Source organism: Pseudomonas poae RE*1-1-14 (assembly GCF_000336465.1).
In the GTDB taxonomy this organism is placed as follows: domain Bacteria; phylum Pseudomonadota; class Gammaproteobacteria; order Pseudomonadales; family Pseudomonadaceae; genus Aquipseudomonas; species Aquipseudomonas poae.
Map to the genome: position 1 here is coordinate 2657829 of NC_020209.1, position 22706 is coordinate 2680534.

The 22706-nt window shown below is 62.4% G+C and carries 16 protein-coding genes; 7 read left to right on the top strand and 9 right to left on the bottom strand.

Annotated elements, in window-relative coordinates:
* Positions 1 to 123: 123 nt before the first annotated feature.
* The 7 genes from H045_RS11390 to H045_RS11420 form a co-directional block, all read right to left on the bottom strand.
* The gene (locus tag H045_RS11390; RefSeq protein WP_003232018.1) at positions 124 to 1653 is read right to left on the bottom strand and encodes a DHA2 family efflux MFS transporter permease subunit; all 1530 of its coding nucleotides are present in this window, start codon (positions 1651 to 1653) and stop codon (positions 124 to 126) included.
* On the bottom strand, positions 1653 to 2855 hold the full coding sequence (locus tag H045_RS11395; RefSeq protein WP_015372432.1) for an HlyD/EmrA/EmrK family protein: 1203 nt from the start codon (positions 2853 to 2855) through the stop codon (positions 1653 to 1655). Before H045_RS11395 ends, H045_RS11390 begins: the two co-directional genes overlap by 1 nt.
* A gap of 15 nt (positions 2856 to 2870) precedes the next feature.
* Positions 2871 to 4322, bottom strand: coding sequence for an efflux transporter outer membrane subunit (locus H045_RS11400; protein ID WP_015372433.1), 1452 nt, complete (start codon positions 4320 to 4322; stop codon positions 2871 to 2873).
* A complete protein-coding gene (locus tag H045_RS11405; protein WP_003232012.1) occupies positions 4319 to 4792 on the bottom strand; it encodes a MarR family winged helix-turn-helix transcriptional regulator in 474 nt (157 codons plus the stop codon). The genes H045_RS11400 and H045_RS11405 overlap by 4 nt, the downstream gene beginning before the upstream one ends.
* Before the next feature lie 235 nt (positions 4793 to 5027).
* On the bottom strand, positions 5028 to 8711 hold the full coding sequence (locus H045_RS11410; protein WP_015372434.1) for a translocation/assembly module TamB domain-containing protein: 3684 nt from the start codon (positions 8709 to 8711) through the stop codon (positions 5028 to 5030).
* Positions 8711 to 10438, bottom strand: coding sequence for an autotransporter assembly complex protein TamA (locus H045_RS11415; protein ID WP_015372435.1), 1728 nt, complete (start codon positions 10436 to 10438; stop codon positions 8711 to 8713). The genes H045_RS11410 and H045_RS11415 overlap by 1 nt, the downstream gene beginning before the upstream one ends.
* Before the next feature lie 64 nt (positions 10439 to 10502).
* Positions 10503 to 11153 (bottom strand): GNAT family N-acetyltransferase, encoded by a 651-nt coding sequence (locus tag H045_RS11420; protein ID WP_003232006.1) that lies wholly within the window; start codon positions 11151 to 11153, stop codon positions 10503 to 10505.
* A 168-nt stretch (positions 11154 to 11321) separates the two neighbouring features.
* Between H045_RS11420 and xthA the strand changes: the two genes are divergently transcribed.
* Positions 11322 to 12134, top strand: a complete 813-nt coding sequence (gene xthA, locus H045_RS11425; RefSeq protein ID WP_003232004.1) for an exodeoxyribonuclease III — start codon at positions 11322 to 11324, stop codon at positions 12132 to 12134.
* Between the two features lie 288 nt (positions 12135 to 12422).
* Positions 12423 to 13754 carry a substrate-binding domain-containing protein gene (locus H045_RS11430; RefSeq protein WP_041931498.1) on the top strand — a complete coding sequence of 444 codons (1332 nt, stop codon included), beginning with the start codon at positions 12423 to 12425 and terminating at the stop codon, positions 13752 to 13754.
* Between the two features lie 122 nt (positions 13755 to 13876).
* Here H045_RS11430 and H045_RS11435 read toward each other — a convergent pair whose 3' ends face one another.
* On the bottom strand, positions 13877 to 15106 hold the full coding sequence (locus tag H045_RS11435) for an acyl-CoA dehydrogenase (protein ID WP_003238360.1): 1230 nt from the start codon (positions 15104 to 15106) through the stop codon (positions 13877 to 13879).
* Positions 15107 to 15257: 151 nt separating this feature from the next.
* On the opposite strand from H045_RS11435, the gene H045_RS11440 reads away from it, so the two are divergent.
* The 3 genes from H045_RS11440 to H045_RS11450 all read left to right on the top strand — a co-directional run bounded on the left by H045_RS11440 (position 15258) and on the right by H045_RS11450 (position 17594).
* A complete protein-coding gene (locus tag H045_RS11440) occupies positions 15258 to 16193 on the top strand; it encodes a LysR family transcriptional regulator (protein ID WP_003238359.1) in 936 nt (311 codons plus the stop codon).
* A 92-nt stretch (positions 16194 to 16285) separates the two neighbouring features.
* Positions 16286 to 16678: a MerR family transcriptional regulator gene (locus H045_RS11445; protein WP_003238358.1), complete on the top strand. Its 393-nt coding sequence runs from the start codon at positions 16286 to 16288 to the stop codon at positions 16676 to 16678.
* Between the two features lie 16 nt (positions 16679 to 16694).
* Entirely contained in the window at positions 16695 to 17594 is a 900-nt protein-coding gene (locus H045_RS11450) for a hydroxymethylglutaryl-CoA lyase (protein WP_015372437.1), read from the top strand.
* Between the two features lie 541 nt (positions 17595 to 18135).
* Here the strand turns inward: H045_RS11450 and H045_RS11455 are convergent.
* Positions 18136 to 19770 carry an AMP-binding protein gene (locus tag H045_RS11455; protein WP_015372438.1) on the bottom strand — a complete coding sequence of 545 codons (1635 nt, stop codon included), beginning with the start codon at positions 19768 to 19770 and terminating at the stop codon, positions 18136 to 18138.
* Positions 19771 to 19920: 150 nt separating this feature from the next.
* Here H045_RS11455 and H045_RS11460 point away from each other — a divergent pair, with 150 nt between their 5' ends.
* Positions 19921 to 21084: an isovaleryl-CoA dehydrogenase gene (locus H045_RS11460; RefSeq protein ID WP_003238352.1), complete on the top strand. Its 1164-nt coding sequence runs from the start codon at positions 19921 to 19923 to the stop codon at positions 21082 to 21084.
* Positions 21085 to 21095: 11 nt separating this feature from the next.
* Positions 21096 to 22703 (top strand): carboxyl transferase domain-containing protein, encoded by a 1608-nt coding sequence (locus tag H045_RS11465; RefSeq protein ID WP_015372439.1) that lies wholly within the window; start codon positions 21096 to 21098, stop codon positions 22701 to 22703.
* The last annotated feature ends 3 nt before the right edge of the window (positions 22704 to 22706 follow it).

Consider the following 22706-nt stretch of genomic DNA (forward strand, 5'->3'; position numbering starts at 1 on the left):
CTGATCAAATTGTAGGAGCTGGCTTGCCTGCGATGCAGACACCTCGGTACAGCAGATGCCCCGAGGTGATGCTATCGCAGGCAAGCCCGCTCCCACAGTTGCCGGCCTTCCAATCCTTGTAGATCAGTGCCCGGACGCCTGCGGCCCGGCCTTGGCGCCGAACGGCGGTTTGGCCAGCCACACCACCAGCATCAACGCCACGAACAGCCAGCCCATCAGCGTGAAGTAATCCACGGTGGACATCATGTACGCCTGGCTGGTGACGACTTGGTCAAGTTGCGCATAGGCTTTCTGCCCTGCCCCGCCAAGCGCCTGCAACGCATCACGGGTGGTCGAGTCGTAAGTGTTGATGCTCTCGCTCAGGTAGGCATGGTGCTGGTCCGCCCGGCGAATCCAGATCCAGGTGGTGAGCGATGCCGCGAAGCTGCCGCCAAGGGTTCGCAGGAAGGTCGCAAGCCCCGCGCCGTCGGCAATCTGACTCGGTGGCAGGTCGGACATCAGGATGGTCAGCGTCGGCATGAAGAACAGCGCCACGCCAATGCCCATGAACAACTGCACCAGCGCGATGTGCGTGAAATCCACCTCGTTGGTGAAGCCCGCACGCATGAAACAGCTCAGCCCCATGGCCAGAAACGACAGCGCCGCCAGCAGACGCAGGTCGAACTTGTTCGCGTATTTGCCCACGAACGGCGACATCAGTACCGGCAGGATCCCAATCGGCGCCACCGCCAGGCCCGCCCAGGTGGCGGTGTAGCCCATCTGGGTCTGCAGCCACTGCGGCAGGATCAGGTTGATACCGAAGAAAGCGGCATAGCCCCCGATCATCACGATGGTGCCGATCCGAAAGTTGCGGTAGGCGAACAGCCTCAGATTAACCACCGGGTGCTTGTCAGTCATTTCCCAGATCACGAAAAACGCCAGGGCAACCGCCGAGATCACCGACCCGATGATGATGAAGTTGGATTCGAACCAGTCCAGGTTGTTGCCCTTGTCGAGGATGATCTGCAAGGCGCCGACACCAACGATCAAACTCAGCAAACCGATGTAATCCATCGGCTGATAGCTGGTCTCCACCGGCCGCTTCTTCAACTGTGCACGCACCACGATCACTGCAAAGATGCCCAGTGGCACGTTGATGAAAAAGATCCATGGCCAGCTGTAGCTGTCCGTGATCCAGCCGCCAAGGATAGGGCCGGCAATCGGCGCCACCACCGTCACCATCGCCAATAACGCCAGGGCCATGCCACGCCTGGCGGGCGGATAGACTGCAATCAGCAAGGTCTGGGTCATCGGGTACAACGGCCCCGCGACCAGCCCCTGCACGACACGAAACGCAATCAGCTCCGGCATCGAGGTGGAAATACCGCACAGGAACGAGGCCAGCGCAAACAGCACGGTCGCCCACAAAAACAGCTTTACCTCGCCAAAACGCCGGCTCAACCAGCCGGTGAGCGGCAAGGCAATCGCGTTGCTCACCGCAAACGAGGTGATCACCCAGGTGCCCTGCTCCGAACTCACGCCAAGGTTGCCGGAGATGGTCGGCAGCGCCACGTTGGCGATAGTGGTGTCGAGCACCTGCATGAAGGTCGCCAGCGACAGGCCAATAGTGGCCATCAGCAGGCTGGGCGGCGTGAAGGAGGCGTTATTGCTCATCAGCGTTGCGCTGCCTTGGGAGCAGCGACGCTGTTGTCATGGATCAACTGACTGATCATGGCATCGGCTTCGGCCAGTTGGCGGTCATACACGTTGGTGGTGAACGTCGCCTTCTGCGGCGCCTGCTGCGCGAGTACCGGGCCGCTCTTGTCATGCAGGTCGACATTGACCACGGTGCTCAACCCCACGCGCAGCGGATGTTGGGCAAGCTCTTCGGCATTGATATGAATGCGCACCGGCACCCGTTGCACGATCTTGATCCAGTTGCCTGTGGCGTTCTGCGCCGGCAGCAGGGCGAACGCACTGCCGGTGCCAGCACCGAGGCTGTCGACGGTGCCGCTGTATTTGACATCGCTGCCGTAGATATCCGACTCGATGTCCACCGGCTGGCCGATGCGCATGTCGCGCAGTTGGGTTTCCTTGAAGTTGGCGTCGATCCACAGCTGGTTCAGCGGGATCACCGCCATCAGCGAGGTACCGGGCTGCACACGCTGGCCCAGTTGCACGGTGCGCTTGGCCACGTAGCCGGTGACCGGCGCGATCAAGGTGCTGCGTGCATTGCTCAGGTAGGCCTGGCGCAGTTGCGCGGCGGCGGCCTGTACATCCGGGTGGGAAGAAATCACCGTGTCATCCACCAGGGCGTTGCTGGTCTTGAGCTGTTGCTCGAGGTTGGTCAGGGCATTTTTTGCGGCGGTCAGGCTGTCACGGGCGTGGGACAGTTCTTCCTGGGAAATCGCCCCGCCCTGGGCCAGCGTCTTGCGACGGTTGTAGTTGTCCTGAGCGGTTTGCACGTCGGCTTTCTGCGCGTTGACCTGGGCTTTCATGCCGTCGACATTGCTGTACAACCCACGCACCTGGCGCACGGTGCGAGCCAGGTTGGCCTGGGCACTTTGCAGGCCGACGGCGGCGTCGTTAGGGTCGAAGTTAATCAGCACCTGGCCTTCGTGGACCAGGTCGCCATCGTCGGCGCCGATGCTGACCACGGTGCCAGTGACCAGCGGGGTGATTTCCACCACGTTGCCGTTCACATAGGCGTCGTCGGTGCTTTCATTGAAGCGCCCGAAAAATTCATACCAGCCCCACACGCCCAGGGCGCCGAGGATCACGATCAGCGCCAGGCCGATCAGCAGGATCCTGCGCTTGCGCGGATTGCTGTCGGTGTTGGGTTGCTCTGTTGCGTTGCTGTTTTGGGCAGTGGCCATTACAAATACCTCACATTATTCCGTGCGTGCAGCGGGGGTGGTCGAGGCCACGTCTGCGGCGCTGTAGCCGCCACCCAGGGCTTGCATCAATTGAATCGACAGATCGATCTGCGCAGCCTTCAGGCTGGCGAGTTGCCGTTGGGACTGGAGCAATTGCTGCTCGATGCTCAGCACATCCAGGTAATTGCCGATGCCTGAGCTGTAGCGTTGCAGCCCCGTGTCGTAGGACTGCCGGGCGATGTCCGCCGCGTGTTGCTGGGCCTGGATCTGCCGCGCTGTGTCACGCAGTTGCGCGAGCGTGCTGCCGATATCGCCCAGGGCCTGCACCAGGGTTTTGTTGTACTGGGCCACAGCCAGGTCGTAATCGGCATCGCGCGCATCGAGGTCGGCGCGCAGGCGGCCGCCGTCGAAAATCGGCAGCGAGATCGTCGGCGCAATGTTGAAGAAGCGGCTGGCCGAACCGAACATCGCATCGCCCAACAACGACTCGGCCCCGGCACTCGCGCTCAGGTTGAGGTTGGGGTAGAAGCGCGTCTTGCTGGCGGCAACGTCCTTGCTCGCCGCTTCAACCCGCCAGCGCGCGGCGATCAGGTCGGGGCGACGGCCGAGCAGCTCGGCAGGCAGCACCGACGGCACGGCGACAGCGGCGGGTTGCAACACGGCGGGACGGGCCAGTTCATTGCCACGGTCCGGGCCTTTGCCGAGCAACACGGCAAGAGCGATCCTGGCGCTCTGCAGCTGTTTTTCCGCATCGATCAATTGCGATTGGGAGCTGGCTTCCAGGCTTTCGGTCTGCTGGTACTGGTACTCGCTGTCGATCCCGGAGTTCAGGCGGCGCTGGCTCAGGTCGAGCATCTGGCGGGTGCGCTTGAGATCGTCATTGGCCAGGTCACGCACGATATGCGCCTGGCCCAGGTCGCTGTAAGCCTTGGCCACATTGGCGGCCAGGGTCAGGCGCGCGGCCTGCTGGTCGACTTCGGCGGCACGTGCCTGACCCAACGCGGCTTCCCACGCGGCACGCTGGCCGCCCCACAGATCAAAGGTGTAATTGAAGCTGGCGCCGATGTTGCGCACGGTCGAATAGGCATCGCCCTCGCCGCGCGGGTCCTGGTCACGGGCCAGGCGCGAGCGGCTCACGCCGGCGCTGGCATCCACGGTCGGCAGGCGCGCGGCATTGGCCGCATAGGCGGCTGCTTCGGCCTGGTGAGCGCGGGCGCTGGCCACTTGCATGTCCGGGCTGTTGCGCAGGGCTTCCTGAATCAGGCCGTCCAGCTGCGGGTCGCCGAGGCTTTTCCACCAGTCGGCCGCCGGCCAGGCCGCGCTCGACAACTTCACCCCGGCGAGAGACTTGCCGGTTTGCAGGGTATTGGCGTCGAGGCGCCGGCCCTGGGTGTCGAGGCCGCTGTAGTTGGCGCAACCGGCCATGCTCATGGCCACCAGCACCAGGCATAACGCACGTGTATTCATTCTGTACCTACCCGCTGGATGACGATGGCGTCACCCGCTGCAACGAGGATTTTCTTGAGGATTCTTTCGAGGGTCTGCAATTCGCCGGGCTCCAGGGCGCCGGCCAGCTCGTTCATCGATTGCGCGCCGATGTGCGGCAGCATGTCCGCCAGACGCTGGCCTTCTTCAGTGAGCACCAGCCGAACCTGGCGCCGGTCCTGCTCGGAACGCTGCCTCGCCAACAAGCCCTTTTGCTCCAGGCGGTCGAGCATGCGGGTCATCGAGCCGCTGTCCAGCGACAGGTTGCGGCACAGCTCGGCCGGGGTATCGACGTCGAACTGGGCAATGATGATCAACACCTTGAACTGCGCGGCGGTGACGCCGTGGGGTTCCATATGGGTGTCGATGATGCGGTCCTTGAGCAGCGCCGCCCGGCCCAGCAGCAGGCCGAGATGGCAGTGGCGAAAGCTGTCAGGGGTGAAGTGAGTCATTGGAAGTCACCTTATTACTGCCTAGGCAGCGAATGTGTGACGAGATGTTACTGCTTAGGCAGCGAATGTCAAATGGAATTATTAGCTTGCTTGGTATCGAGCCGATATGTGGCTGAAATGCCATCATCCGTGAAACGGCTTGCTCCCGATGCCGGTATGTCAGCCATAGATAAGCTGACTGATACACCGCTATCGGGAGCAAGCCCCCTTCCAGGCTTTTGGGTTGAGTAAAGACTTAGAAATCGCGCTTGTAGAAGATGTCCAACGAGCTGGCCACGCCGGTCGCTACTTCCAGGTACACCTTCTTGCTCAGCAGGTAGCGCAAGGCGATGGTATTGGCCGGCTCGAACACGCCCACCCCGTAACGCAGGCTCAGCTTCTCGTTGATCTTGCCACTGGCGACCACGGCGGTCTTGTTGCCGGCGCCCTGGGTGTCGAGGTCAAAATCCTGGATGCCCAGCTTATTGGCAATGTCGGTGGTGACCCCGGAGCTGCCCATCAAGCCCAGGCCCAGCGCTGCTTCGGCGAGCATGTTGTTGTCTTCGCCGTTGTTGGTGCGCGAACGCCCCAGCACCAGATAGGACAGCGCATCCTCCTGAGCCATGGCCGGCTCGGAGAAGATCTGCGTGGTCGGCTGCTCGGCGCTGCCGCTCAAACGAATACCGGCCGTCACCGTTCGCGAGGCCTCGGTGGTGACGCGTACCGCTTCGATATCCAGGAACGGTTGGTCCAGCGGCCCTGCGAACAACAGCCGCGCACGCCGCACATTGAGACGCTGCCCATAAGCGCGGTAGCGGCCGTCGTTGAGCCACAGTTCGCCGCGGGTGTCCAGGTTGTCGCCGATATGCACATGGCCCTGGACCTTGGCGGTGAGGCCGAAGCCGGCGAAGTTGAGCTTGTCTTCGCCGACCTCCACATCGATATCCATGGCCATCGCCATCGGCGGCTTGCCCTCTTCGGTCTGGCTGCCGACGATCACCGTGTCATCGGAGACCTTGACCGTGGACGGCGGCAACTCGCGCACGGTGATGTCGCCACGGGGGATATGGACCTTGCCGGCAACCGCCAGCTTGTCGTTCTTGAGAGTAATCTTCAGGTCGGGCGCCACTTCCAGCACCGCGTAAGGCTCGACCGTCACCGGCAACTGTGAGCCGGTCAGGCTGAGGTCGACCGCCAGCGCCTGGCCCCAGTCGATCTGCCCCTTGAGGTTGCCCTGTCCGGCCTTGCCACTGCGCCAGCCACCGTTGAGCTGCACGCTTTCGCCGTCTATCAGCGCTTGCACGTTGAGGTTTTCAAGACTGAGGGGCAGTTCCGGCCCGGAGATTTCGCCACCCACCAGATTGACGCTGCCGTTGACCAGGGGCGCAAGCAAGCCGCCGGAAATGCGGCCGTTGCCGTTGAGCTTGCCGGTGAGTGTTTCCACCATCGGCACGAATGGCCGCGCCACCGCCAGGTCCAGGCCAGTGAGGTTGAAGTTGCCGGTGATCGGCTTGTTGGCAGGCAATGGATTGATTTGGGCCTGCAACAACAGCTCACCCAGCTTGCCGCCACGGAAATTCAGCTGGGTGTCGATGCGCTTGGGGTTAAGGGTGGTTTCCAGCTTGAGGGTGTCATAGGGAAAATCCAGCCATTGGGCCTTGTCCTTGACACGCAAGGTGCCGCCACTGGCGTCCACGGAGACCACGCCCCTGGGGCCGCTTTCTGGAAGATCGAGCTGCACGTCGGCGTTGAGCCTGCCCTGCCAGGCAAAATCCTTGGGCAAAAACGCGGCCAGGCTGTCGATCGGAAATTGCTTGAGGTGGTAGCGCAGCTTGGGCTCGGGCATCAGGCGCTGATCTTCGCCGCACAGGCTGGCGCCGCCGGAGACCCAGCAATGGGCGGCAAAGGTCAGCTTGCCGTCGGCCAGCCGCTCGATTTTCGCCGGGGCCTGCAGCCGCCAGTCCTGGCCACCGGCTTGCACGTCGCCGCTGGCCAGACGCCCACGCCAGTTGCCTTTATCGAGGTTGCCGTCCAGCGCGAGCGCCAGCTTGACCAGCGGGCCGACGAGGTCCAACTGGACCTTCTGGCTCTTGATATCGCCTTGGGCACTGGCGGCAAGCGTGCCCACCTGGGTCTCGCCGCTTTGGATGCCGCTGCCCTTGAGGTCGATCTTCGCGCGCTGGGCGTTATCCAATGTAGCGTCGAGATTGAGGCTTTGCAGGCGGTTATCGGCGAATGCCAGTTGCTGGCCCTTGAGGCCAAGCTTGCCTTGCGGCGCGTTCAAGCTGCCGGCCACGTCGAGCCGGCCGTTGAGCTGGCCGCGCAATTGCGGCCACAGCTGGGCCAGGCGCGACAGCTTGATGTCGATCTGGCCGGCGAGGCGCTGTTGCAGGCTGCCGCTGCCGTTGATGCGGTTGTCGCCCAGGCGGATATCCAGGTTGGCGAGGGTCCATTGCTCGCCCGCGCCTTCGGCCTTGGTGGCGAACACGGCGGTTTGCCCGCGCAGTTGGCCTTTGAGGTTGAGGTCGGCGTCGAGCTTGAGTTGATCGTTCTTGAACTCGCCCTTGCTGCGCAGTGGCCCGGCCAGTGTGCCGGGCAATTCAGCGACCCAGAACGCGGGGTTCAGCGCCGATAGATCCAGCGCCGTGTCCCAGGCGATGCCATCGGCGAACTGCAGGTTGAGATGGCCTTCAGCCTTGCCCTGCCCTGCGGCGAGCTTCAGTTCGGGCAGGAACACTTGCGTGAGATCACCACTGAACGGTGTGACCACCGTGAACTTGCCCGCAGGCCCATTGAGGTCGGCCTTGAGGTTGCCCAGGTAGTTGCCGTCTTTATAGGAGATTTCGCCGTTGAAGGTATGCAAGGTGACCTGCGGTTCATCGATCAGCGGGTAAAGGCGATGCCAGGGGAAGTCCAGCCAGTCGATTTCGGCGTCGGCACTGAAGCCTTGTTGCCAGTTCAGGTTGGCGCTGAGCTTGAGACTCTGTTTATCGCCGGCGTTCAAATCAAGGCCGGCGATTTGCGCGCCGCTGGCGTCGACCTTGCCTTGCAGCAGAAGATCCACCGGTCCTTTTTGCGCAGGCAGTATGGCTTTACCAAGCAGTTGGTAACCGCTTTTGAGGTCACCCCTGGCGGTGACATCCAGTTGATTGAGTTGCAAGGTATCGGGCAGATCAGCGCTGGGCTTGAAGCTGTCTGATGTGATGCGCACCTGTGCCGGCAGGTTTTCTTCCAGCGGTTGCAGCTCGCCGGTGAGCCTGGCCGGCAGGTAACCGCTGCTGTCGGCATCAAGCTTCAGGGTTTTAAGCAGATCGCCGTCGACCTTCAACGCAACCGTCCACGGCACGCCACCGGGCGCGTACGGCAGGCTGAGGTTGCCGGTGGCGTTCAAGGGCCAGTCGCCGGCAGGCTGCAGCAGCCCGACGAGGTCGAGCACCAGGCCGTCGCGCTCCAGGTGCGCCGAGTCGATGCGCATGCCTGCGGCGGTCCAATGCGCCGCCAACTGCAGCCCCTTGAGCTGCTCGCTGCCATTGAACAGCAGGCTGCCGACGCGTACCTCACCGAGCTTCAGAGCCACGGGCAACTTCAGATCCGGCAACGCGATAGGCCCGCTGCTCGTTTCGCCGCTTGGCGCAAACTGCAGGCTCACCTGCTCTACATCCAGTCGATCGATGCACAGAGTCATGCGCAGAAGGCAAGCTGGCGACCAGGCCAGCGTCGGCGCATCCAGTTCGACGCGGCTGGAGCCCTGCTGCCACAGCAGATGATCGGCACGCCACTGGCCGCCCAACCGGCCCTGAAAATTCTCCACGCTCAGTCCCGGCACCTGGCCGAGGGCCCAACGGCTGCCACCCTGCGTGCCCACTACTGTCCACAGAGCCAGCACCATCAAGGCGAGGACAGCGATCAACGCAAGCCCCGCTATTTTCAAACCACGCATCACAGCTCAGGCCCCATGGAAAAGTGCAGTCGAATGCCGCCCGGGTCTTCCAGGGCATGAGCCAGGTCGAGACGGATCGGGCCAACCGGCGAGACCCAGCGCACGCCGATACCCACCCCGGTTTTCAGGCTCGGCATGTCCAGGGTATTGAACGAGTTGCCCTGATCGATAAAGGTTGCGATGCGCCATTTTTCGGCGATGGAATATTGGTACTCGGCGCTCAGGGCCACCATGTAGCGGCCACCGATACGGTCGCCCCGGTCGTTCTCCGGCGACAGGGTCTGGTACTCATAACCCCGCACGCTCTGGTCGCCACCGGCAAAGAATCGCAGGGATGGCGGCACGGACTGGTAGCCGTTGGTGGCACTGCCGCCGAACTGCGCACGGCCGAGGAAACGGTGGTTGTCCCACAGCGTGGTCAGGCCCTTGATCGTGGCAGTGCCGTAAAGCAGGTTGGTGTCAGAACCCAGGCCTTCCTTGGCGACCTTGGCGTCGAAGGCCAGGCGATAACCGTTATGCGGGTCGATGCGGTTGTCACTGCGCAGGTAGGAATAATTGATACCCGGCATCACCAGGTTGCTCAGGCCCGAGTCATTGCCCAAGCGGTATTCCTCACGCTGGTACTTGAGCGAAATGACGCGGGTCCAGCCGCTGGGCAATTTGCTGTGCCACTCGGGGCCGACGGTGAGCAATTTACTCAGGGCGTCGGTGTTGGCGATTTCTTCATTCTGGTAGCCGCCGGCGAAACGAAGCTTGTCGGTGAGCGGCGGGTCAAGCGGGACGTCGTACCACAGGCCGACGTTCTGCCGTGGCGCCGACAGTTCCGCCTCCCAGCCGTAGCTATGGCCCTGCGGGTTGACCCAATGGCGCGTCCAGTTGGCCTTGCCGCGCGGGCCCACATCGGTGGAGTAGCCCAGGCCCAGGCCCATGGTGCGCGGCTTGCGGGTTTCCAGTTGCACGGCCACCGGGATCACGTCGTCCTTGGCGCCGGCGGGGGTTGCGTCCACACGCACGCCTTCGAAGAAGCCGCTGGCTTGCAGATTCTGGTTGAGTTCGGCGATCAATTCGGAGTCGTACGGCGTGCCACTCTTGAACGGCACCATGCGTTGCAGCAGGTCTTCGTCGAACGGCGTATCGCCGCTGAAGCTGACCTTGCCCATGCTGTAGCGCGGGCCGCTGTCGTAGACCAGGTCGATATCGGCCACACCCGCCTTCGGGTCCACCGAGAGGGTCTGGCTGGTAAAGCGACCACTGAAAAACCCGTAGCGCGAGGCCTGGTTCTGGATCAGGCGCTTGGCGTCTTCGTAATGACCGTGGTTGAGCACCGCGCCGGACTTGAGGTCGTCGCTGGCAGGCAGGCGAAAAGCCTTGAGGCTCGCGGCCTGGCCGTCGACCCGAATGGTCACGTTGCGCAAATGCACCGGCTCACCGGGGTCGATGGTGAGGATCAGGCGCGGGTTCTTGCCGCCCTGCACGTCACTGGCTATCTGCGCCTGATAGAAGCCTAACGCCTGGGCGGCCTTGCGCGCCTGCTCCTGCGCGCCAAGGCTGAACCTCAGCAAGGCTTCTTCGTCACGATCGCCAACCCCGCCGATATAGCCTTCGATGTTGGCTTTCAACGCGTCGTTTGCGGGCTTGATCCGCACGTCCAATTCGCTTTGCGCCCATGCGCCGCAGCTTGTGAACAGCAGAACCAAGCCGCTGGTAAATCTTCCTGGAAGCTTCATAGGCGCGGATGCTACATGAGCGGGAGGGAGTCTTAGAACCCGGATTTTTCTGAAAAAATCTGTCTCAAACCGTTGCAGCCCGCAAAGACTGGGGGTTGGCATGAAAAAACACATGCTCCAGGACGGGTCCTACGGCAACTTCGCCGATTTCCTCGTAGCCCTGGCGTTCGAGGAACGCCAGATAGCGTGAATTGCCGGTGTCGAGCACCACGCCGGAGGAATGCGGATCGTCAGCGCACCAGTTGTGCACCGCTTCAAGCAGCTGCTCCCCGTAGTGCTGGCCCTGGAATTGCGGGTGAATGCCCAGCAGCGGCAGCAGATGCACCGACTCAGTGGGCACGCACGCCATCACCGCGTGGTGATAATCCAGGTAACGCCGAGTTCCGCGCACGCCGGTGCTGAGCCACATGCGCAATTGCCAGGCCCAGCTCTCGGTGATGCCCAGGCGCCGTTGCGGCGGCGCGATCAGGGCAATGCCGATCAATCGGTCGTCGACGAACAGTCCGATGGCCGGAAGTTTCTGGAAAAAGTGTTGTTTGACCAGCTCACGCACCGTCGCTCGCACCCGCAGCTCATAGCCGGGGCGCTGCGCTTCGAAAATGTAGGCAAAGGTCGGCTCCTGACGATAAGACTGGTACAGCAGCGCGCGGGCCTCGCGGGAATAGCCGCTGTTGAGCACGCGAATTTCGGCAGTGGCGGTTAAGGTGTCAGGCATGCAGTCAATCTCCCTGGGCGCCACTCGAAAGGCGGCGTTCATAGGGTTACGAACCTGTAGCGCAGCAGTCGTTCCCATCACAGGCTACGCAGATGCCCTGCCGCCGCGCTGGCCCCGGCCGGCCTTGTCGGCTAGCATCGCCCTTTTTGCCAGACCGGACTGTCGACCATGAAAATCGTCTCCTTCAACATCAACGGGCTGCGGGCCCGCCCTCATCAGTTGGCGGCGCTGATCGAAAAGCATCAACCCGACGTCATCGGCCTGCAGGAAACCAAGGTTCACGATGACCAGTTCCCCCTGGCCGAGGTGCAAGCGCTGGGCTACCACGTGTATTACCACGGCCAGAAAGGGCATTACGGCGTGGCCCTGCTGTCACGCAAGGAAGCCTTGAGCGTGCACAAGGGCTTTGACAGCGATGAAGAAGACGCCCAGCGCCGTTTTATCCGGGGCACGTTCGCCGATGAAAATGGCCAACCGGTCACGGTCATGAATGGCTATTTCCCCCAGGGCGAAAGCCGCGACCACCCCACCAAGTTCCCCGCCAAGCAGCGCTTCTATGAAGACTTGCAACAGTTGCTGGAAAGTCAGTTCAACAACGAGCAGCCGCTGGTGGTGATGGGCGATGTGAATATTTCTCCCCAGGATTGCGACATCGGCATCGGCGCCGACAACGCCAAGCGCTGGCTGAAAACCGGCAAGTGCAGCTTCCTGCCGGAAGAACGCGAATGGATGGCGCGCCTTAAGAACTGGGGCCTGGTGGACAGTTTCCGGCACCTGTACCCGGACGTGACCGACCGCTTCAGTTGGTTCGATTACCGCAGCCGCGGGTTCGAGGACGAGCCCAAGCGCGGGCTGCGCATTGACGTGATCATGGCGTCCACTGGGTTGCTGCCGCGCGTCAAGGATGCCGGGGTGGACTATGACCTGCGTGGACTGGAAAAGCCGTCGGACCATGCGCCGATCTGGCTCCAATTGAGCTGAACCCCTGACTGTCTTCGACTTGGCGCTGCCACGCAGCAAACTTGAACCTCTGTGGCGAGGGGGCTTGCTCCGCGTTGGGGTGCGAAACGCCCCCAATCCAGCAAAACGCGGTGTACCTGATACGGCTCAGCGCCTGGTTTTGGGGCTGCTGCGCAGCCCAACGCAGGACAAGCCTGCTCGCCACAGGGTATCTGCGCTTATTCCTTGCGCAGCTTGACCGGGCCTCGCGGTCATATTTCTGCAAACTGCCTGACTTAATCTCGTCGCACTCTCTTTGAAGGTGTCGGCATGATGCTGCGCGTTCTGTTTCTTTTGACCCTCTTCCCTCTGGTTGCCGTGTCGGCTCAACTGCCCGTACCCGAGCACGGCCCCGCCCTGCGCATTCAGGGCTCCAACACCATCGGCGCAGCGCTGGGCCCGGCCCTGGTGAAGGGCTTGCTGGAGCATGAGGGCATGCAACGCGTACACATAGAGCCGGGCGACGGGCCGAACGAGCAGCGCGTGGTCGCCAAGACGCGCCAGGGCAAGAGCGTGACCATCGAGGTGGCGGCCCATGGCTCCAGCACCGGTTTTGCCGCGCTGAAAAAAGCCAGCGCAGACCTGGCGGCGGCGTCCCGCCCGATCAAGGACAGTGAGCTGGTGGACCTTGAACCATCAGGCGACCTGAAAAGCCCCGAAGCCGAGCAGGTGATCGCCATCGACGGCCTGGCCATCATCGTTAACCCGCTCAACCCGCTGAACACCCTCGACACCGAGCAACTGGCGCAGCTCTTCAACGGCGAGATCAGCACCTGGGAAGACCTGGGCGGCATCGGCGGGGCTGTCCATTTGTATGCCCGGGATGACCAGTCCGGCACCTATGACACGTTCAAGGAACTGGTGCTGAACCGGCGCGGTAAACCGCTGGCCTCCAGCGCGCGGCGTTTCGAGTCCAGCGAAGCATTGTCCGATGCAGTCAGCCGCGACCCTCAGGGCATCGGTTTTATCGGCCTGCCCTACATACGCCAGGCCAAGGCGGTGGCGATTGCCGATGGCGACTCACAACCGATGTTGCCGCTCAACAGCCTGATTGCCACCGAGGATTACCCGCTGTCTCGGCGCCTGTTCTTTTACCTGCCGCCGAAGAGCCACAACCCCTGGGCCAGGGCACTGGTGGATTTTGCCCAGAGCCGCCAGGGCCAGGCAATCGTCGCGGCCAACGGTTTTATTGCCCAGCAGGTGCAGGCCATGGCCGTGCAGCCGCGCGCGTCGATGCCTGCGGACTATCAAGCCATTGCCCGCGATGCCCAGCGCCTGAGCGTGAATTTTCGTTTCGAGGAAGGCAGCGCCAGCCTGGACACCAAGGCGCGTCAGGATGTGCTGCGGGTGGTGGCGTATCTGAAAGACCACGGCAAGCTCGACAAGCAGGTGACCCTGGTGGGGTTCGGCGATGCCAAGAATGATCCGCAGCGCGCAGCGTTGCTGTCGAAGTTGCGGGCGATGGCCGTGCGCAGGGAACTGGTGAAAAACGGCGTGGTGCTGCGCGATATTCGCGGGTTTGGCGCGCAGATGCCGGTGGCGGCGAATACGGCGGATGAGGGGCGGATCAAGAATCGGCGGGTGGAGGTCTGGGTGTACTGAGGCTTGGGGGTTTGTGGTGTCGGTACTGGCCTCATCGGGAGCAAGCCCCCTCCCACATTCTGACCTGTGAATACAGTCAAAATGTGCGAGGGGGCTTGCTCCCGATTGCAGGCGACGCGGTACTACTGCCCGCCGCGCATCATCTCCTTGGGCACATACTTGCCGATCTCGAACTTGCCGATCGCCGCGCGGTGCACTTCGTCCGGGCCGTCGGCCAGACGCAGGGTGCGTTGCATGGCGTACATGTAGGCCAGCGGGAAATCGTTGGAAACACCGGCACCGCCGTGCATCTGGATCGCGCGGTCGATCACCTTGAGGGCCACATTCGGCGCGACCACCTTGATCTGCGCGATCTCGCTTTTCGCCACTTTATTGCCCACGGTGTCCATCATGTACGCCGCTTTCAGGGTCAGCAGGCGCGCCATGTCGATCTCCATGCGTGAGTCGGCGATCTTGTCGATGTTGCCGCCCAGCCGAGCCAACGGTTTGCCGAATGCGGTGCGGCTGACCGAGCGTTTGCACATCAGCTCCAGTGCACGTTCAGCCATGCCCACCGAGCGCATGCAGTGGTGAATGCGCCCCGGGCCGAGGCGACCCTGGGCGATCTCGAAGCCACGGCCTTCGCCGAGCAGGACGTTTTCGTAGGGCACGCGCACATTGTCGAACAGCACCTCGGCGTGACCGTGGGGCGCGTCGTCGTAGCCGAACACCGGCAGCGGGCGGAGGATTTTCACACCGGGCGTGTCCACTGGCACCAGGATCATCGAATGCTGCTGATGACGCGGCGCGTCCGGATTGCTCAGGCCCATGAAAATGAGGATCTTGCACCGCGGATCGCAGGCGCCGGAGGTCCACCATTTCTTGCCGTTGATCACCCATTCATCGCCCTGGCGCTCGGCACGGGCAGCCATATTGGTGGCGTCGGACGAGGCCACGTCCGGCTCGGTCATGGCGAACGCCGAGCGGATCTCGCCGCGCAGCAGCGGTTCGAGCCAGCGCTGTTTCTGTTCTTCGTTGGCATAGCGCACCAGCACTTCCATGTTGCCGGTGTCGGGGGCCGAGCAATTGAACGGCTCCGGCCCGAGTAGCGAGCGGCCCATGATTTCGGCCAGGGGCGCGTATTCCAGATTGGTAAGGCCGGCGCCGAGCTCGGACTCGGGGAGGAACAGGTTCCACAGACCTTCGGCTTTGGCACGGGCCTTGAGTGCTTCCATGATCGCGGTGGGCTGCCAGCGGTCGCCTTCGCTGACCTGGCGTTCGAACACCGGCTCGGCCGGGTAGACGTAAGCGTCCATGAATGCAGTGACGCGTTCACGCAGTTCCTGAACCTTGGGCGAATAGGCGAAATCCATGGGCAGCTCCCTTCTCTGAGAGGTTGTTTAGGTCATGAATTCGATGCTAGAACAGCGCTGATAATTTACCTAGCCTATTCTCGGCGTGTATTAACATTCATCACCGATATATGATCAGCCTATCGGCATCTAACAATAAGAGCGCAACGCAATGAATCTGAGCAAGGTCGACCTGAACCTCTTCATCGTCTTTGATGCGATCTACACCGAAGCCAACCTGACCCGCGCCGGGCAGATCGTCGGCATTACGCAGCCGGCGGTGTCCAACGCGCTGGCCCGCCTGCGCGAGACCTTCAACGACCCACTGTTCGTGCGCACCGCCCAAGGCATGGTGCCTACGCCCATGGCGCAGAACATCATCGGCCCAGTGCGCAATGCGCTGTCGCTGCTGCGCGTATCCGTGCAGGAAAGCCGGATTTTCAATCCACAGCAGGCGGCCAAGACTTACCGCATCAGCATGACCGACCTCACCGAGGCGGTGATTCTGCCGCTGCTGTTCCAGCGCCTGCGCCGGCTGGCGCCGACCGTGGTGATCGAGAGTTTCCTGTCCAAGCGCCGCGAGACCACCAAGGAACTGGCCGCCGGGCGCCTGGACTTTGCCGTGGACGCACCGCTCAACACCGATCCACAGGTGCGTCACGTCAAGCTGATGGAAGACCGCTACGTGTGCGCCATGCGCAAGGGCCATCCGCTGGCGGGCAAGGACAAACTCAGCCTGGATGACTACCTGTCGCTGACTCACATTCATATCTCCAGCCGCCGCAACGGCCTGGGCCATGTCGACCTGGCGCTGGGCAAGATGGGCATCCAGCGCAAGATCGCGCTGCGTTCCCAGCATTACCTGATGGCCTCGCAGGTGTTGCAGCAGACCGACATGGTGATGACCGTGCCCGAGCGCTTCGCCCGCCGTCACGAACTGCATTGGGTCAACCTGCCGGTAAACGACGTGCCGCCCGTGGAAACCCATTTGTACTGGCATGAAAGCACTGACCAGGACCCGGCCAACCGCTGGATGCGCGAGCAGATGATCGAGTTGTGCCAGCAGGTGACGGCCCATGAGAAGAAACTCGATGGCAAGCAGGCTTGATAGGAGGGGAAGGGATTGGGCTGCGCAGGCGGCCTTGACGTTTACGTCAACCAGCCATTAGCTTAGCGCCAAGTCATCCGCTGAGCGCCGCCATGAGCACCACCTACAGTATTTCCGACCTCGCCCGCGAGCTCGACATCACCACCCGCGCCATTCGCTTTTATGAAGAGCAAGGCCTGCTGGCCCCGGAGCGTCGGGGCCAGGAGCGTATCTACTCGGCGCGGGACAAGGTCAGTCTCAAGCTGATTCTGCGCGGCAAGCGCATTGGTTTCTCCCTGGCCGAGTGCCGTGAGCTGATCGAACTCTATGACCCCAGCGGCGGCAACCACATCCAGCTCAACAGCATGCTGAGCAAAATCGCCGAACGGCGTGAACAGCTGGAACAGCAACTGCTGGACATCGAACAGATGAAGCTGGAGCTGGACACCGCCGAAGAGCGCTGCACTCAAGCCCTGGCCCACACCATGAGCCAGTCTGGCCATTGAACAGAAGGTAAACCTCATGTCCCTCCCCTCCCACGTGCGTCTGGTTGAAGTCGGCCCGCGCGACGGTTTGCAGAACGAAGCCCAGCCCATCAGCGTGACGGACAAGGTCCGCCTGGTAGACGCCCTGAGCGACGCCGGGCTCGGCTATATAGAAGTGGGCAGCTTTGTGTCGCCCAAATGGGTGCCGCAGATGGCAGGCTCCGCCGAGGTGTTTGCGCAGATCCGGCGCGAGCCCGGCGTGACCTACGGCGCGCTGGCGCCGAACCTGCGCGGCTTTGAAGATGCACTGGCGGCCGGCGTCAAGGAGGTCGCAGTGTTTGCGGCCGCGTCCGAGGCGTTCTCGCAACGCAACATCAACTGCTCGATCAGCGAAAGCCTGGAGCGCTTCGCACCGATCATGAGCGCAGCGCGGCAGCACGGCATCAGTGTGCGCGGCTATGTGTCCTGTGTGCTCGGATGCCCTTACGAAGGCAATGTGGCGCCGGAACAGGTGGCTGCGGTGGCCCGCGAACTGTACGCCATGGGCTGCTATGAAGTGTCCCTGGGCGACACCATCGGCACCGGCACGCCGGGCGCCACGCGGCGATTGTTCGAAGTGGTCGGCGCCCAGGTGCCACGGGAAAAGCTTGCCGGGCATTTCCACGATACCTATGGTCAGGCAATCGCGAATATCTATGCCAGCCTGCTGGAGGGTATCCAGGTGTTCGACAGCTCTATCGCAGGCCTTGGCGGTTGCCCGTATGCCAAGGGCGCCAGCGGTAACGTCGCCACCGAGGACGTGGTGTACCTGCTGGACGGGCTGGGCATCCACACCGGGATTGATCTTTCACGCTTGATTGATGCGGGCCGGCAGATCAGCCAGGTGCTGGGGCGCGCCAGTGGGTCGCGGGTGGCGAAGGTGCGTGGCGCCAGTTGAGTAGCAAGGCTGTGACAATGTGTTACCGGGCACCGACACAGCGGGTAACGCGGGAACATAATTCGGTGCCTCTGCGCAGAGGCAATCGCAGTATAAAAAACAAGCCATTGATTTTTAAGCATTTTTAAAAGTTGGCATGGCTCCTGCTATCTCTATCGCATAACAAGAATAAAAAGCACCAAGCCTAATAAAAATAAGACGTAACGACTCTGACATAACAAAAACAACACGGCAGAGACGCAGCTAACAGATTTTTTTGGAAGCACATCAGCGCTCAAAAAAATACGTTTGCTCTTGACCCCGGATGGGGGTCACCCAAAACAGCAGTAAAGGGCCACGGCTGCCAAAAACAACAACAGGCCGCCCCTCAATAATAAAAAAGAGCACGCAACGACACATTAAAAGGGACCTTCGGGTCCCTTTTGTCGTTTCTGCCCACAGAGGTTGGCTCCACGTTGCGCTGTCGCACAACAAACAGGAAAACCTGTGGCGAGCGGGCTCGCCACAACAAGCCTGCTCCCACAAGAGGTTCAAGTGGCTGTCAGGACTGCGTTCGCAGCGCTTGAAGCGAGATCTCGCGCATGCGGAATTTCTGCACCTTGCCCGTCACCGTCATCGGAAACTCATCGACGAACTTGAAGTGCCTGGGCGTCTTGAAATGGGCGATGCGACCCTTGCACCAGGTGTGCAGCTCAAGCGCGTCGACAGCATGGCCAGGATGGCATTTGATCCAGGCGACGATTTCTTCGCCATAGCGCTCGTCGGGAATGCCGATAACCTGCACGTCGGCCACCGCCGGATGAGTGAAGAAAAACTCTTCCAGCTCGCGCGGATAAACGTTCTCGCCGCCACGGATGATCATGTCCTTGTTGCGCCCGGCAATGCACACGTAACCGTGCCTGTCCATGGTCGCAAGGTCGCCGGTGTGCAGCCAGCCTGCCTCGTCGATCGTCTCGCGGGTGCTCTCGGGGTTGTTCCAGTAGCCGAGCATCACGCTGTAGCCACGGGTGCACAGTTCGCCGATCTCGCCCCGTGCCACGGTGTTACCGGCGGCGTCGATGATTGCGTTTTCCAGGTGCGGCTGGGTGCGCCCCACCGTGGTGACGCGTCGTTCAAGGTCGTCATCCGGGCCCGTCTGCAACGACACCGGGCTGGTTTCGGTCATGCCGTAGGCAATCTGCACTTCGCCCATGTGCAGCTCGCTGATGACCCGGCGCATCACTTCGATGGGGCAGGTGGCGCCGGCCATGATCCCGGTGCGCAGGCTGGCGAGGTCCAGCTCGCCGCGCTGCGGATGATCGAGCATGGCAATGAACATGGTCGGCACGCCATACAGTCCGGTGGCGCGCTCCTCGGCGACAGCGGTCAGGGTGAGCAACGCATCGAAGCCGTCATTAGGGTAGATCATGGTGGTGCCATGGGTGATGCAGCCCAGGTTACCCATCACCATGCCGAAGCAGTGGTACAGCGGCACCGGGATCACCAGGCGATCCTGCGCAGTGAGGCCCAGGCTTTCGCCGACCATGTAGCCGTTGTTGAGAATATTGTGATGGCTGAGGGTGGCGCCCTTGGGAAAGCCGGTGGTGCCGGAGGTGTACTGGATGTTCACGGGTTGATCGAAGTGAAGGCTCCCCTGGCGCTGCTGCAATTGCTCGTGAGGAACGTCTGCCCCCATGCTCGCCAGTTGCGCCCAGGGCACGAACCCCACAGGCGGGTTGGCGTCGAGGCTGATGATGGCACGCAGATCGGGATCGAATGCCTGCAGCATGGCGTGGTAATCGGACGTCTTGAACGCGCCGGCGCACACCAGCCATTGGCAGCCGGATTGCTTGAGCACGTAGTCCAGCTCGCTGCTGCGATAGGCCGGGTTGATATTGACCAGTATCACCCCGAGCTTGGCACTGGCGACCTGCGTGATGCACCACTCGGCGCAGTTGGGTGCCCAGATACCCAGACGATCACCCGGCTGCATGCCCATGGCCAGGAAAGCGCGGGCATGCAGGTCGACCGTTTCAGCCAGTTGCCTCCAGGTGAAGCGGCGCTGCTGGTGGCGTACCACCAGCGCCTCGCCCTCGGGATAGCGCGCGGCAGTCTGATCGAACGCCTGGCCGATGGTCATCGCCAGCAATGCCTTGTCCTGAGCGCCGCGGCTGTAGCTCTGGTTCGGTTGATCCATCACCATCCCCTGTTGTGTTTTTTGTAGGTTGACGTAAACGTAAACTACGATTGACAGCGCCGTAACGCAAGCTTACGTTAACGTAAAGGTCAGCGCCCTCCCCGGCACTCGTCCCACACAACAACAAAGCTCACAGTAAGGTGCCTGTCCATGAGTTACCCGTCCCTGAACTTCGCCCTCGGCGAAACCATCGACATGCTGCGCGACCAGGTGCAGTCCTTCGTAGCCAAGGAAATCGCGCCGCGCGCCGCGCAGATCGACATCGACAACCTGTTCCCCGTCGACCTGTGGCGCAAGTTTGGTGACATGGGCCTGCTCGGCATCACCGTGGCGGAAGAATACGGCGGCGCCGGCCTGGGCTACCTGGCCCACGTGGTGAGCATGGAAGAGATCAGCCGCGGCTCGGCCTCGGTGGCGCTGTCCTACGGTGCGCACTCCAACCTGTGCGTCAACCAGATCAACCGCAATGGCAATCATGAACAGAAGCTCAAGTACCTGCCCAAACTGATCAGCGGCGAGCACATCGGCGCCCTCGCCATGAGCGAGCCGAATGCCGGCTCCGACGTGGTTTCGATGAAACTGCGCGCCGACAAACGCGGCGACCACTACGTGCTCAATGGCAGCAAGACCTGGATCACTAACGGCCCCGACGCCAACACCTACGTGATCTACGCCAAGACCGACCTGGAAAAGGGCGCCCACGGCATCACCGCCTTCATCGTCGAGCGTGACTGGAACGGCTTCAGCCGCAGCCACAAGTTCGACAAGCTGGGCATGCGCGGCTCCAACACCTGCGAGCTGTTTTTCGACGACGTTGAAGTGCCCCAAGAGAATATTCTCGGCGTCCTCAACGGCGGCGTAAAAGTGCTGATGAGTGGGCTGGACTACGAACGCGTGGTGCTCGCCGGCGGGCCCACCGGGATCATGCAGGCCTGCATGGACCTGATCGTGCCCTACATCCACGACCGCAAGCAGTTCGGCCAAAGCATCGGCGAATTCCAGCTGATCCAGGGCAAGGTCGCCGACATGTACACCCAGCTCAATGCCAGCCGCGCCTACCTCTATGCGGTGGCCCAGGCGTGCGAGCGCGGCGAGACCACGCGCAAGGACGCCGCCGGCGTGATCCTCTACAGCGCCGAGCGCGCCACCCAGATGGCCCTCGATGCCATCCAGATTCTGGGCGGCAATGGCTATATCAACGAATTCCCCGCCGGGCGCCTGCTGCGTGATGCCAAGTTGTATGAAATCGGCGCGGGCACCAGTGAGATTCGGCGCATGTTGATCGGTCGCGAACTGTTCAACGAAACCCGCTGAAGGAGCGCGCCATGGCCACCTTGCACACCCAGCTCAACCCACGCTCGGCGGAGTTTGCCGCCAACAGCGCAGCGATGCGCCAGCAGGTCGACGCCCTGCATGCCCTCCTCGCCCAGGTGCAACAAGGCGGCGGCCTCAAGGCCCAGGAGCGGCATACCTCGCGCGGCAAACTGCTGCCGCGCGAACGCATCAATCGCCTGCTCGATCCGGGCTCGCCGTTCCTCGAACTCAGCCAACTGGCCGCCCATCAAGTGTATGGCGAAGACGTGCCGGCAGCCGGCGTGATCGCCGGGATTGGCCGCGTCGAGGGCGTGGAATGCATGATTGTCGCCAACGATGCCACGGTCAAAGGCGGCTCCTATTACCCGCTTACGGTAAAAAAACATCTGCGCGCGCAGACCATTGCCGAGCAGAACCGCCTGCCGTGCATCTACCTGGTGGACTCCGGCGGCGCCAACCTGCCGCGCCAGGATGAAGTGTTCCCGGACCGCGAACACTTCGGGAGGATCTTCTTCAATCAGGCCAACATGAGCGCCCAGGGCATCCCGCAGATCGCCGTGGTGATGGGCTCGTGCACCGCCGGCGGCGCCTATGTACCCGCCATGGCCGACGAGGCGATCATGGTGCGCCAGCAGGCCACGATCTTTCTGGCCGGCCCGCCATTGGTCAAAGCGGCGACCGGCGAAGTGGTCAGCGCCGAAGAACTGGGCGGCGCCGATGTGCACTGCAAGATCTCCGGAGTGGCCGACCACTATGCCGACAGCGACGAACACGCCCTGGCCCTGGCCCGCCGCAGCGTGGCCAACCTCAACTGGCGCAAGCTGGGTGAGTTGCGCCAGCGCTCGCCGATAGCGCCGCTGTACAGCGCAGAAGAACTCTACGGGGTGATTCCGGCCGAGGCCAAGCAGCCATTCGATGTGCGCGAAGTGATCGCGCGGCTGGTGGATGCGTCGGTGTTCGATGAATTCAAGGCGCTGTTCGGCACCACGCTGGTCTGCGGCTTTGCGCACTTGCACGGCTACCCGATTGCGATCATCGCCAACAACGGCATCCTGTTCGCCGAGGCCGCGCAAAAAGGCGCGCACTTCATCGAGCTGGCCTGCCAGCGTGGGATTCCACTGCTGTTCCTGCAGAACATCACCGGCTTCATGGTCGGCCAAAAATACGAAGCCGGCGGCATCGCCAAGCACGGCGCCAAACTGGTGACGGCGGTGGCGTGCGCCAGGGTGCCGAAATTTACCGTGATCATCGGCGGCAGCTTTGGGGCCGGCAACTACGGCATGTGTGGACGCGCTTATGACCCGCGATTTTTATGGATGTGGCCCAACGCGCGCATCGGCGTGATGGGTGCCGAGCAGGCGGCCGGCGTGTTGGTGCAGGTCAAGCGCGAACAGGCCGAACGGGCCGGCAGTGCGTTCAGCGCCGGGGACGAAGCCGCGATCAAACAGCCGATCCTCGACCAGTATGAAACCCAGGGCCACCCCTATTACTCCAGCGCCCGCCTGTGGGACGACGGCGTCATCGACCCGCTGCAGACCCGCGAGGTACTCGCCCTGGCGCTGTCCGCCGCCCTGAACGCCCCCATCGAGCCGAGCCGCTTCGGCGTGTTCCGCATGTAAATG